The organism is Actinophytocola sp., from assembly GCF_036555685.1.
Taxonomy (GTDB): Bacteria; Actinomycetota; Actinomycetes; order Mycobacteriales; family Pseudonocardiaceae; genus Actinophytocola.
In genome coordinates this window covers 24,282-37,163 of record NZ_DATBKY010000241.1, presented here as the reverse complement: position 1 = coordinate 37,163, position 12,882 = coordinate 24,282, and the positions used below count along the sequence as shown (strand labels likewise).

8 protein-coding genes are annotated in these 12,882 nt (G+C 71.6%); 1 reads left to right on the top strand and 7 read right to left on the bottom strand.

Annotated elements, in window-relative coordinates; translation table 11 throughout:
- The 6 genes from glgB to VH969_RS24355 all read right to left on the bottom strand — a co-directional run.
- The coding region (gene glgB, locus VH969_RS24380) for a 1,4-alpha-glucan branching protein GlgB (protein ID WP_331978129.1) at window positions 1–1,852 on the bottom strand (1,852 nt) is incomplete at its 3' end.
- Between the two features lie 68 nt (window positions 1,853–1,920).
- Complete coding sequence (locus VH969_RS24375; protein ID WP_331978127.1) at window positions 1,921–2,352, bottom strand: CBS domain-containing protein; 432 nt, start codon at window positions 2,350–2,352, stop codon at window positions 1,921–1,923.
- 58 nt (window positions 2,353–2,410) lie between these two features.
- Window positions 2,411–3,727 carry a maltokinase N-terminal cap-like domain-containing protein gene (locus VH969_RS24370; RefSeq protein ID WP_331978125.1) on the bottom strand — a complete coding sequence of 439 codons (1,317 nt, stop codon included), beginning with the start codon at window positions 3,725–3,727 and terminating at the stop codon, window positions 2,411–2,413.
- 73 nt (window positions 3,728–3,800) lie between these two features.
- Window positions 3,801–5,636 (bottom strand): maltose alpha-D-glucosyltransferase, encoded by a 1,836-nt coding sequence (treS, locus tag VH969_RS24365; RefSeq protein ID WP_331978123.1) that lies wholly within the window; start codon window positions 5,634–5,636, stop codon window positions 3,801–3,803.
- A gap of 176 nt (window positions 5,637–5,812) precedes the next feature.
- On the bottom strand, window positions 5,813–6,760 hold the full coding sequence (locus VH969_RS24360; protein ID WP_331978121.1) for a zinc metalloprotease: 948 nt from the start codon (window positions 6,758–6,760) through the stop codon (window positions 5,813–5,815).
- 124 nt (window positions 6,761–6,884) lie between these two features.
- Window positions 6,885–8,852 (bottom strand): alpha-1,4-glucan--maltose-1-phosphate maltosyltransferase, encoded by a 1,968-nt coding sequence (locus VH969_RS24355; protein WP_331978119.1) that lies wholly within the window; start codon window positions 8,850–8,852, stop codon window positions 6,885–6,887.
- Between the two features lie 136 nt (window positions 8,853–8,988).
- Between VH969_RS24355 and glgP the strand changes: the two genes are divergently transcribed.
- A complete protein-coding gene (gene glgP, locus VH969_RS24350) occupies window positions 8,989–11,538 on the top strand; it encodes an alpha-glucan family phosphorylase (protein ID WP_331978117.1) in 2,550 nt (849 codons plus the stop codon).
- Between the two features lie 124 nt (window positions 11,539–11,662).
- Here the strand turns inward: glgP and VH969_RS24345 are convergent, their stop codons facing one another.
- Window positions 11,663–12,814, bottom strand: coding sequence for a tetratricopeptide repeat protein (locus tag VH969_RS24345; protein ID WP_331978115.1), 1,152 nt, complete (start codon window positions 12,812–12,814; stop codon window positions 11,663–11,665).
- Window positions 12,815–12,882: the final 68 nt, after the last annotated feature.

The window sequence follows — 12,882 nt, the reverse complement described above, 5'->3', positions numbered from 1 at the left end:
TCTCCCGGTATAGCCGGTTGAGGTCACCGACGAGCTTCTGGACACCGGCGTGGTCGGGGTTGTCCAACAGCCACCAGTCCAGCGAACGGTCCTGGGACCACTCCGCCTCCTGCGCCAGCTCGCCGCCCATGAACAGCAGCTGCTTGCCCGGGTGCGCCCACATGAACCCCAGCAGCGAGCGCAGCCCGGCCGCCTTGTTCCAGTCGTCACCCGGCAGCCGCGTCCACAGCGAGCCCTTGCCGTGCACCACCTCGTCATGCGACAGCGGCAGCACGAAGTTCTCGCTCCACGCGTAGACGAGCGAGAACGTCATCTCGTTGTGGTGGTACGAGCGGTGCACGGGCTCGTGGCCGAGGTAGCTCAGCGTGTCGTGCATCCAGCCCATGTTCCACTTGAAGCCGAAGCCGAGCCCGCCGAGATGGGTCGGCCGGGTGACACCGGGCCACGCGGTCGACTCCTCGGCCACCATGATCGCGCCGGGGTGGTGCTTGTAGACGGTCGCGTTCAGCTCCTGCAGGAACCGCACCGCGTCCAGGTTCTCCCGTCCACCGTGGACGTTCGGCAGCCACTCGCCTTCCTTGCGCGAGTAGTCGAGGTAGAGCATCGAGGCGACCGCGTCCACGCGCAGGCCGTCGATGTGGAACTCCTCGATCCAGTACAGCGCGTTGGCCACGAGGAAGTTGCGCACCTCGGTGCGGCCGAAGTCGAACACGAGCGTGCCCCAGTCCGGGTGCTCGCCCCGGCGCGGGTCGGCGTGCTCGTAGAGCGGGCTGCCGTCGAAGCGCGCGAGCGCCCAGGAGTCCTTGGGGAAGTGGGCGGGCACCCAGTCCATGAGCACCCCGATGCCGCGGCCGTGCAGCGTGTCCACGAACTGGCGGAAGTCGTCCGGGCTGCCGAACCGCGCGGTCGGCGCGTAGTAGGAGGTGACCTGGTAGCCCCAGGATCCGCCGAACGGGTGCTCGGCGATCGGCAGCAGCTCGACGTGCGTGAAGCCCTGCTCGGCGACGTAGTCGGCCAGCTGGTCGGCGAGCTCCCGGTAGCCCAGGCCGGGCCGCCAGGAGCCGAGGTGTACCTCGTAGACGCTCACCGGCGCGGCGTGCCAGTGGGTGGCCTCGCGCCGCTGCATCCAGTCGTCGTCCGTCCACTCGTGACCGCAGACGGCGACCTTCGATGCGGTGGCGGGCGGCACCTCGGTCGCGAACGCCAGCGGGTCGGCCTTCTCGTGCCACTGCCCGTCCTGGCCGAGGATGCGGTACTTGTAGTTCGTGCCGGCCGGCAGGCCCGGGATGAAGAGCTCCCAGACGCCGGACGAGCCGAGCGAGCGCATCGGGTTGGCGCGGCCGTCCCAGCCGTCGAAGTCGCCGATCACCCGCACGCCGCGGGCGCCGGGCGCCCACACGGCGAACGAGGTGCCCTCGACGGGCCCGGCCGGCGTGTCGTAGGTGCGCACGTGCGCGCCGAGCACGTTCCACAGCCGCTCGTGGCGGCCCTCGCCGAGCAGGTGCAGGTCGAGCTCGCCGAGCGTGGGCAGCCACCGGTACGGGTCGTCGACCAGCACCGGGTCCCCGCCGTAGTCGATCTCGAGCACGTACGCGCCGGGCGGCTCCGGGAGCACGGCGGTGAACACGCCGTCCGCGGTCTCGTCGAGCGGATGGCGGTTCTCCCCGGCGAGCAGCGTGACCGACTTGGCACCCGGCCGGTAGGCGCGTGCCACCGTCGTGCCGGCTTCGCCCGCCGCCCGGTCGGAATGCACGCCCAGCACGGAGTGCGGGTCGTGGTGGGACCCCGTCACCAGGCGGCGCAGGTCGTCGGGCGGCATCGCGCTCGGGTCGGCGCTCAGGTCATCAGTCATCGTCGTTCATTCTGCCGCCGACCCATGCGCCACGCCCAACGGGTGATCAACGGGTGATCGACCGGCGATCAGCCCTGTGCGATGTACGACTCCAGCTGCGAGCGGTCGGACTCCAGCTGTTCGATGCGGCTCTTCACCACGTCGCCGATGCTCACGATGCCGACGAGCCTGCCGTCCGTGACGACCGGCATGTGCCGGATGCGCCGCTCGGTCATGATCGACGCGAGGCTGTCCACGGCCTCGGTCGGCTCGCAGGTGACCACCGTGGTCGTCATGATCTCCGAGACCGGCGCGCGCAGCAGCTCCGCACCGCGCTCGTTGAGCCTTCGGACCACGTCGCGCTCGGACACGATGCCGACGAGCGCACCGGCGTCGTCGCACACGACCATGGCACCGACGTTGTGCCGGGCGAGATCGTCGAGCAGCCCCGCGACCGAGATGCCCGGAGGCACCGTCGCCACGTCGGAACCCTTGTGCCGCAACAAATCCGCTATCCGCACCTGGACACCCCGATTCGCCGGTCGCGGCACCCGTCTTTGGGAGCCATTTAATTTGAGGCTAACGATGGCGGCGGATCGCCGCCAGAGGGATCGCGAGCCAGTCCGGCCGGTTGTGGTGCTCGTAGCGCACCTCGTACACGGCTTTGTCCAGCTCGAGCGCGCGCAGCAACGCCTCGTGCGCGCGCGGGTCGCCGGCCACCTCCGCGTAGCCGTCGCAGAACGCCGCGCGGTTGCGGTCGCTCCACTCGCTCGCGCGCGCGAGCTGCTGGCGATCGGTCTCCTCGCCGGCCAGCAGGTGGAAGGCGGCGTAGTCGAACGAGCGCAGCATCGCGGCCACGTCCCGCAGCGGGGTGCGGGGCGCGCGGCGCTGTGCCGGTGTCGCGGCGGGCTCGCCCTCGAAGTCGATCAGCACCCAGCCGGCCGTCGTGCGCAGCACCTGGCCGAGGTGCAGGTCGCCGTGGATCTGCTGGACCGGGAGCGCCTCGGCGAGCCCGCGGACCGCGTCGAACGCCGCCCGCAGCCGCTGCTCGTCGGCGGCCAGCTCGGGCACCTCGGCGAGCACGGCGTCCAGCCGCTCGTGCATGGCGTCGACCTCGGCGTCGACGGTTGTGTGGTCGATCGCCGACGTGCCGGCGGCCCGCGCGAGCGCCGCGTGCACCTCGGCGACCGCGATGCCGAGCCGCTGCGCCTCGCCCGCGAAGTCGCCGCCGACCTCGTCGGCGTGCAGGTCGCGCTCGGCGAGCAGGTCCCGCACGCTCGCGGTGGCGGTGGCCCAGCCCTCGACCGAACCCGGCAGGAACTCCTGCAGGAAGCCGAGCACCGTGCCGTCCTCGCCGGTGATCACGCCGAGCGGCTCGGCGATGTGCTTGACGCCGTCGGACCGCAAGGCGCGGTGCAGGTCCACGTCGCGGTTCGGGCCCGGCTCCGGCTGCCGGTAGATCTTGAGGATGTACTGCGAGCCGTAGACCACCGACGTGTTGCTCTGCTCCACGCCGATCGGCCGCGCCCGCACGTCACGCTCGAGCTCGACGCCCGGCTCCGCGCGGAACTCCAGCCCGCCCGCCCTGCCGCCGGCCGCGATCAGGTCCAGCAGCATGCCCATCAGCTCGGGGTCCTGCGTCGCGTCGTACACCGCCCGGCCGCCGACCCGGGTGATCACGGCGTGCTCGAGGTGGTCGGGCACGTCCGCCCGCACGGCGAGCGGCAGCTGGTAGGTCTCGCCGTCGACGGCGACCATCAGGTGCGCGAGGCCCTCGGCGAGCTCGGCCGACCGCAGCGTCGTCACGGACGACGCGCCGCGCGCCTTCGCCCGGTACCAGCGCTGCCGCACCAGCCACTCGACGAGCGCGGGGCCGAGGTCCTCGGCGCGGATCATGGCTGTGCCGCCTCCCCGGAATCGGATGTCTCGGTCGCGTCGGGGATGGGCGGTTCTGCTGACACGGAGAGTGTCATGGCGCCTCGCCCTCGGCCATGTCCAGGTTCGGGTCGGTCAGCTGGAACCAGTAGAACCCGTGCCCGGGCAGCGTCAGCAGGTACGGCAGCTCACCGATGGGCGGGAACCGCACCCCGCCGGTGAGCTCCACCGGCACCCGGCCGTTGTGCTCGGACAGGTCCAGCTCCACCGGCTGCGGGAACCGGGACAGGTTGTTCACGCAGATGACCAGGTCTTCGTCGATCCCGGGCTCGGGGTCGGCCGGCAGGTGCCGCAGGTATGCGAGCACGCTCGGGTTGGACGAGCCCAGCTCGGTGAAGTCGCCGAGCCCGAAGGCCGGGTGCTCGCGGCGGACCTGCAGCATGCGGCGGGTCCAGTGCAGCAGCGAGGAGCTGTTGTTCAGCTGCGCCTCGACGTTCACCGCCTGGTACCCGTACACCGGGTCGGCGATCACCGGCAGGTAGATGCGGCCCGGGTCGCATCGGGAGAACCCGGCGTTGCGGTCCGGCGACCACTGCATGGGCGTGCGGACGGCGTCGCGGTCGCCGAGCCAGATGTTGTCGCCCATGCCGATCTCGTCGCCGTAGTACAGGACGGGGGACCCGGGCAGCGACAGCAGCAGCGCGGTGAACAGCTCCATCTGGTTGGCGTCGTTGTCGAGCAGCGGCGCGAGGCGGCGGCGGATGCCGATGTTCGCCTTCATCCGCGGGTCCTTCGCGTACTCCGCGTACATGTAGTCGCGCTCGTCGTCGGTGACCATCTCGAGCGTGAGCTCGTCGTGGTTGCGCAGGAAGATGCCCCACTGCGCGCCGGACGGGATCGGCGGCGTCTGGGCGAGGATCTCCGAGATCGGGAAGCGCGACTCGCGGCGCACGGCCATGAAGATGCGCGGCATCAGTGGGAAGTGGAAGGCCATGTGGCACTCGTCGCCGCCGACCTTCGGATCGCCGAAGTACTCGACCACGTCCGAGGGCCACTGGTTGGCCTCGGCGAGCAGTACCCGGTCGGGGTACTCGTCGTCGACGACCTTGCGGCAGCGCTTGAGGAACTCGTGCGTGCGCGGCAGGTTCTCGCAGTTGGTGCCCTCCTCCTCGAAGAGGTAGGGCACCGCGTCGAGCCGGAAGCCGTCGATGCCGAGGTCGAGCCAGAACCGCAGCACGTCGATCATCGCGTCCGCGACCTCGGGGTTCTCGTAGTTGAGGTCGGGCTGGTGGGCGAAGAACCGGTGCCAGTAGAACTGCCCGCGCACCGGGTCGTAGGTCCAGTTCGACGACTCCGTGTCGACGAAGATGATCCGTGCCTCCGGGTAGCTCTCGTCGGTGTCGGACCAGACGTAGTAGTCGCCGTAGGGCCCGTCCGGGTGCTGGCGCGACTCCTGGAACCAGGGGTGGCCGTCGGAGGTGTGGTTGAGGACGAGGTCGGTGATGACGCGGATGCCGCGGCGGTGCGCCTGGTCGAGCAGGTGCACGAAGTCGTCGACGGTGCCGAACTCCGGGAGCACCGCGCGGAAGTCGGAGATGTCGTAGCCGCCGTCGCGCAGCGGGGAGGCGTAGAACGGCGGCAGCCAGAGGCAGTCGACGCCGAGCCACTGCAGGTAGTCGAGCTTGTCGGCGAGGCCGCGCAGGTCGCCGGTGCCGTCGTTGGTGAAGTCGTTGAAGGCGCGGACCAGCACCTCGTAGAAGACCGCGGTCTTGTACCACTGCGCGGACTTGGGCGCCGAGCGCGCGTGGGCGAAGGAGTCGGCCTGCGGCTCGATCAGATGGCCGTCGGAGGTGAGCGCCTCACCCGTGTGCGGCACGCCGTCCAGTCCGAGGCTCGCGTCCGGACGTGTCGTCTCGGGCGTTTCGGTCATCCCCGCACCCTCACCTAACTCAGGTCGTCCGCGGCCCCGTTGCCGCGCGTGGCGATCATGGTGCCAGGTCGCCCCCGGCCTCCGCCTCCATGGTTACCGGTGTGGCGCGATCCTGCAGAAGAGACGGCACCGCCGGGTCCGCGACGGACCCGGCGGCACTGTCTCAAGTGGATCGGTCAGGCGCGGTAGGCGCTCCATGCGTTCTGCATGCGGCTGGCCTGTCCGGGGGTGAACTGGTTGTAGCAGGAGTCGTAGGAGTAGTCCATGTAGTTGTGGATCGGGTCGAGGCCGGCGGTCCGGCAGGTGTCCTTGCCGGCCGGGCAACCGGACGTCTCGGTCTTCTGCGCCGGCGTGTCGGCCACCTCGTCGTTGGTCTTGCTGCAGCCACCCTGGAAGGTGTGGTACAGCCCGAGCCAGTGCCCGGACTCGTGCGAGGCGGTCTTGCCCTCGTTGAAGTTGTCGATCGGACCGCCCGGCAGCGAGCCCCACTGGATGATGATGCCGTCCAGCTCCGGGTCGCCGGCGTACCACCACGGGAACGTCGCGTAGCCGAGGAAACCGGTGTTGGTCGACCAGATGTTGAGGGTGCGCGAGTCACCCTCGTGGGTCGCGGTCTTGAGCGCCCGCTCGCCGGCCGCGCTGTCCGGGTCGTTGAACCACGAGTCGTTCTGCCAGCGGCGCACGGCCTGGAGGGTGAACGAGAACTGCGTGTTCGCCGCGACGCCGGGCGCCTCCTGACCCGCGTAGTCCTGGTTCATCTCGGCGATCTGGGCGTTGATCGCCGAGTCCGAGACGTTGCCGGTGCCGTCGGAGGCGTAGACGACGTGGAAGACCACGGGGATCGTCACGGCCGCCCGCGGCTGGGCCTTGCGCGCCCCCAGCCGGGCCTTCATGTCGCGCTCGATGGCCGCGACGTCGGTCTGCGCCACCTCGTTGCGCTCGTGCTGGGCCGTGGCACCCGGCGGCCGGCGCGCGGCCGAGCCCTCGTCGGGCGCGCACAGGACGGAGGCGGACGGGCCCGGCTGTGCCGCCACCGTGGCGGCGGGTGCCACCGCGAAGCCGGACGCACCCAGGGCGAGGCTGAGCACGGCCGCGGCGCGGCCCGCTCTTCGGATCGTGGACATGGGGAACCTTCCGTGCAGGGTCACCCGGTCGAATGATCGGGTGATGCACGGACGGTACGTCCCCGGCAGCGCTGAGGTAAGTCCTTGCCCGGCAACGAGTTCGGGACGATAATTTCCGGCCCGCTCAGCGGATGACGGTAAGGATGTGGCACACCGCGTGGGCCGGCTCCAGGCGGACGTAGTTGGCCTGGCCCCAGTCCCACGTCTCGCCCGTCACCTCGTCGCGGACGGCGAACCGGTCGTCCCAGTCGAAGCCCAGCGTGGGCAGGTCCAGCCACACCGTGCCCTGCTGCGCGTGGTAGGTGTCGAGGTTGCACACCACGATGACCGTGTCCTTGCCCTCCGGATCGGTCTTCGAGTACGCCAGCATCGCGTCGTTCTCGACGTGGTGGAACCGCAGCGTGCGCAGCTGCTGCAGCGCGGGGTGGGCGGCGCGGATCGCGTTGAGCCGGGTCAGCCACGGCTCCAGCGACCGGCCGTCGGCCAGGGCCTGGCCGAAGTCGCGCGGGCGCAGCTCGTACTTCTCCGAGTTCAGGTACTCCTCGCTGCCCTCGCGCACGGCCTCGTGCTCGTACAGCTCGAAGCCCGAGTACACGCCCCAGGTCGGCGAGTACGTCGCCGCCAGCGCCGCTCGCAGCGCGAACATCGCCGGCCCGCCGTACTGCAGCGACGCGTGCAGGATGTCCGGCGTGTTCACGAACAGGTTCGGCCGCGCCTCGTCCGCGTGCTCGACGATCTCGTTGCCGAACTCGATCAGCTCGTCCTTGTACGTGCGCCAGGTGAAGTAGGTGTAGGACTGGGTGAAGCCGAGCCGGGCGAGCCCGTAGAGGCGGGCGCGGCGGGTGAACGCCTCGGCGAGGAACAGCACGTCCGGCTCCTCGGCCTTCACCTGGTGGATCAGCCAGTGCCAGAAGTTCGGCGGCTTCGTGTGCGGGTTGTCGACCCGGAAGATCCGCACGCCGTGCGACACCCACAGCATGACCACCCGCAGCACCTCGGCGTAGATGCCCTCGGGATCGGTGTCGAAGTTCAGCGGGTAGATGTCCTGATACTTCTTCGGCGGGTTCTCCGCGTACGCGACGGACCCGTCCGGCCGGATCGTGAACCACTCCGGGTGCCGGGAGACCCACGGGTGGTCCGGCGCGCACTGCAGCGCGAGGTCGAGCGCCACCTCCATGCCGAGCTCGCCCGCCCGCGACACGAACGCGTCGAAGTCGGCGAACGTGCCGAGCTTCGGGTGGATCGCGTCGTGCCCGCCCTCGGCCGAGCCGATGGCCCACGTGGACCCGACGTCCTCGGGCACCGACACCACGCTGTTGTTGGGGCCCTTGCGGTTCACCTCGCCGATCGGGTGGACCGGTGGCAGGTACACCACGTCGAAGCCCATCGCGGCGATCCGGTCCAGCTCCTTGGCCGCCGTCTGGAACGTCCCGTGCACGGGCTTGCCGGACTCGTCCACGCCGCCGGTCGAGCGGGGGAACAGCTCGTACCACGACCCGTACAGCGCGCGCGGCCGGTCGACCCACACCTGGTACTTGCGGCCGCGGGTGACGAGGTCGCGGATGGGGTTCGCGAACATGTACCGCTGCACCGGCTCGGACAGCGCCTCGGCGATCCGCGCGGGCAGCGGCAGCGACGTGTCCCGCAGCGCCGTGGCCGCTGCGTTCAGCATCTTCTTCTCACCGTTGTGCGGGAACCGCCGCGCGGCGCGGTCCAGCAGCAGCGCACCCGACTCCAGGTCGTTGGCCAGCTCGTCGGCGCCCTGGGCGGCGCCGACCTTGACCTCGACCGCGTGCCGCCAGGTCGCCCACGGGTCGCTCCACGCGTCGACCCGGTAGGTCCACATGCCGGTCGAGTCGGGCGTGATGCCGGCCGCCCAGTGGTCGGTGTTCGGGTCGTCGCAGATCATCCGGGTCTGGCGCTCGGCGGCGTCGTGCGGACCGCGCCACACGACGGTGGCGGCGACCGCGTCGTGTCCCTCCCGCCAGACCGTCGCCCGCACGGGGATGTACTCGCCGACCACGGCCTTCGCCGGGTATCGACCGCAGCTGACCATGGGCGAAACGTCGTCGATGCCCAGTCGACCACTCACCGGTCAAACCCTCCCTGCGCAGGCGTGCACATGCCGAAGATCGTCCCCCATAATGAGAAGTCTGCCCGGTCCGGGCGGATCCCACACGACCGCCGCCTTGAATTTCCCGAACGGCGTCCCGATAAGGTCGGTCGTCGTGAAAGCTGTACGTCGCTTTACCGTGCGCGCCGGCCTCCCCGAGGCGCTGGGCGAGCTGGCCACGCTCGCCACGAACCTGCGGTGGACCTGGCACCCGCCGACCCAGGAGCTGTTCGCGGCGATCGACCCGGACACCTGGGACCGGCTGGGCAACCCGCTCGCGCTGCTGGCCGAGGTGCCCGCGCACCGGCTCGAGCAGCTCGCGACCGACCAGGACTTCCTGGGCAGAACGCACGGGCTGTCCGCGGACCTGCGGCGCTACCTCACCGACGACCGCTGGTACCAGCATCGCCGTGCCGAGCTCGCCGGCCACGGGCCCGAGGGCAACGGGTCGTTCGACCGGATGCCCGGCTCGATCGCCTACTTCTCGATGGAGTTCGGCGTCACCGAGGCGCTGCCGAACTACTCCGGCGGCCTCGGCGTGCTCGCCGGCGACCACCTCAAGGCGGCCTCCGACCTGGGCGTACCGCTGATCGGCGTCGGCCTGCTGTACCGGTCGGGCTACTTCCGCCAGTCGCTGTCGCTGGACGGCTGGCAGGTCGAGCACTACCCGGTCATCGATCCCAGCGGCCTGCCGCTCGAGCCGCTGGTGGAACCGTCGGGCGCGCCGATCCTCGTGCACGTCGCGATGCCCGGTGGCCGGGTGCTGCGCGCGCGGATCTGGAAGGCGCAGGTCGGCCGCGTGCCACTGCTGCTGCTCGACTCCGACGTGGACGGCAACGACGACGACCTGCGCGGCGTCACCGACCGGCTCTACGGCGGCGACCAGAACCACCGCATCCGCCAGGAGATCCTGGCCGGCGTGGGCGGCGTGCGCGCGGTGCGGACGTACTGCGAGCTGACCGGCCACGCGCAGCCGGAAGTGTTCCACACCAACGAAGGCCACGCCGGGTTCCTCGGCCTGGAGCGGCTGCGCGAGCTGATGTCGGGCCAGCACCTGTCGTTCGACGAGGCGCTGTCGGCCGTGCGCGCGGGGACCGTGTTCACCACGCACACCCCGGTCCCGGCCGGCATCGACCGGTTCCCGGTGGACCTGGTGCAGCACTACTTCGGCGACGGCGCGCTGCTGCCCGACGTGGACTTCCACCGGATCCTCGCGCTGGGCGCGGAGGAGAACGCCGGCATGTTCAACATGGCGCACATGGGCCTGCGGCTCGCGCAGCGCGCCAACGGGGTGTCCAAGCTGCACGGTGAGGTCAGCCGGCAGATGTTCGGCGGGCTGTGGGCCGGCTTCGACACCACGGAGGTGCCGATCACGTCGGTGACCAACGGCGTGCACGGTCCGACGTGGACCGCCCGGGAGATGACCGACCTGGTCGGCGACCGGCTCGACTCGGTGTCCGACGGCGAGCTGTGGGACCTGCGCTGCACGCTGCGCCGCCGCCTCGTGACGGAGGTGCGGCGGCGGGTGCGCGAGGCATGGCTGCAGCGCGGCGCGTCCCCGCTGGAGCTCGCCTGGACCGACACGGTGTTCGACCCGGACGTGCTGACGGTGGGCTTCGCGCGGCGCGTGCCCACGTACAAGCGGCTCACGCTGATGCTGCGCGACCACGCCCGGCTGCGCGCCCTGCTGCTGCACGCCGAGCGGCCGGTGCAGCTGGTGGTGGCCGGCAAGTCGCACCCGGCCGACGACGGCGGCAAGGCGCTCATCCAGCAGATCGTGAAGTTCGCCGACGAGTACGACGTCCGGCACCGGATCGTCTTCCTGCCCGACTACGACATGTCGATGGCCCGCTACCTGTACTGGGGCTGCGACGTGTGGCTGAACAACCCGACCCGGCCGCTGGAGGCGTGCGGCACGTCGGGCATGAAGTCCGCGCTCAACGGCGGGCTCAACCTGTCCATCCGGGACGGTTGGTGGGACGAGCTGTACGACGGCAGCAACGGCTGGGCCATCCCGACCGCGGACGGCGTGCACGACCCGCTGCGGCGCGACGACCTCGAGGCGGCCGCGCTGTACGAGCTGCTGGGTGCCCAGGTGGCGCCGCTGTTCTACGAGCGCGGCGCCGAAGGCGTCCCGTCGCAGTGGCTCGCGATGGTCCGCCACACGCTGGCCTCGCTCGGGCCGAAGGTGCAGGCCTCGCGGATGGTGCGGGAGTACGTCGAGTCGCAGTACAAGCCGGCGGCGACCGCGGTCGAGCTGGCGCGGGCGGACGACTTCCGCGCGGCCCGCGGGCTCGCGCGGTACCGCGACCGGCTGTCCGCGGCGTGGACCAACGTGCGGGTCACCGACTGCGAGCTGAGCCTGGACCCCGACGGCCGCCGCACGCCGGTGCTGGGGGAGCGGGTGCGGGTGACCGCGTCCGTCGACCTGGCCGGGCTCGCGCCGTCGGACGTGCAGGTCCAGGTGGTCGTGGGCCGGGTGGCCGACAGCGACGAGCTGTACGACGTGGTCACCGCGCCGATGCAGCCGGCGGAGGAGGGGCGCTACGTCGCGGAGATCCCGCTGCCGCACACCGGCGCGCTCGGCGCGACGGCCCGCGTCCTGCCCGACCACGAGCTGCTGGCGAGCCCGGTGGAGCTCGGCCGGGTGGTGCTGGCCGGCTGACCTCGCGAGTCCGACGGTCCGGTCGGGCGAGTCCGACGTTCCGGCAGCGTCCCGGGCGGGCGCGAGTGTCGGACTCGCGGGTGCCGAACGTTGGACTCGCGGGTGCTGGGCGTTGGACTCGCGGCTAGCTGACCTCGAGGCGGCTGCGCGTCCCCGCGACGCGCGGCCACCACGACGCGAGCTTCTCCGCCTCGGAGATCGCCGCGCGGGCGGCCTGGTTGTCGCCGGAGGCCATGTGCGCGCGGGCGAGCGTGGCGAGGTCGTCGGCGCGGACCAGGACGCTGTCGCCGGCCTCGGCGGCCCGGCTGGCGAGCGCGACGGCCTCGTCGACCTCGCCGCGCAGCAGCGCGTGCAGCGCGCGGACGCCGTTGAGCTTGTAGGCGGGGTAGCCGAGCGTGGCCGCGTTCTCGAGCGCGGTGTTCGCCGTGGACAGGCCGAGGTCGGCGTTCAGCTGCCCGGCCTCGACCGTCGCGCACGCCAGCCCCGCCAGAGCGGCGAACGAGCTCGCCGCCTCGTCGGGCTGCTGGCGCGCGTCCCCGGCGACCTTCACGGCGAGGATCATCGCCTCGGCGTAGCGGCCCTGCGCCTCGAGTACGAAGACGCGGGCGGCGAGCGCCGAGCGCAGGTCGGGGTAGGTCTCGCGCAGCCCGGCCGCGAGCCGCTCGGCGGTGGCGAGGTCGCCGCGCTGGGCGGCCTCGATCGCCTCGCCGACGATGGGTGCCGCCTCGAGCTCGCGGGCCTGCTCGGTGTCCACCCAGGGCAGCCGGAACAGCAGCCAGCCCGTGGAGGTCACCATCGCCGTGCGCTTGGGGAGCAGCCCGTACACGAACTCGGCGACGCACGCGATCGCGAACCCGGCGGCGAAGGCGCCGCCGTCCTGCGCCCACATCGCGGCCAGCACGACGACGGCCAGCTCCGCGACGGCCGAGCAGAACGCCGACCACCACATCCGCCGCCGCACGGGTGCCCGCGCCGCGCGCACGTTGACGGCCAGCACGATCGGCAGCAGGCGGAGGATCAGCGTGCGGTTGGGCCCGCTCCAGTCCGCCACCCGTGGCCCGATCCCGAGCACCACGCGGTGCGCCCGCATGCCGGCGAGCGGCACGGCGGCGAGCAGCCCCACCTGGCCGGCGGCGAGGATCGCGAGCCATCCGACGAGCGCGCCCCCGAGCCCGGCGCCGATGCCCGCGCCGGATCGCTCGAGAACCACGACGGAGACGACGACCACGAGCGCGGCGAGCCCGCCGGGCGTGACCAGCTGGCGAAGGAGCTTCACGATCACCAGACGTTACGCGGCGCCGCCCCGTTCCCCCCTGCCCGCCCGGGCAGCCGAAAGTGCAGGTT

Bases quoted from the DNA above. Each gene is read 5' to 3' on its own strand.
- VH969_RS24370 (WP_331978125.1), bottom strand. From the start codon at position 3,727: ATGATCCGCGCCGAGGACCTCGGCCCCGCGCTCGTCGAGTGGCTGGTG.
- treS (WP_331978123.1), bottom strand. From the start codon at position 5,636: ATGACCGAAACGCCCGAGACGACACGTCCGGACGCGAGCCTCGGACTG.
- VH969_RS24360 (WP_331978121.1), bottom strand. From the start codon at position 6,760: ATGTCCACGATCCGAAGAGCGGGCCGCGCCGCGGCCGTGCTCAGCCTC.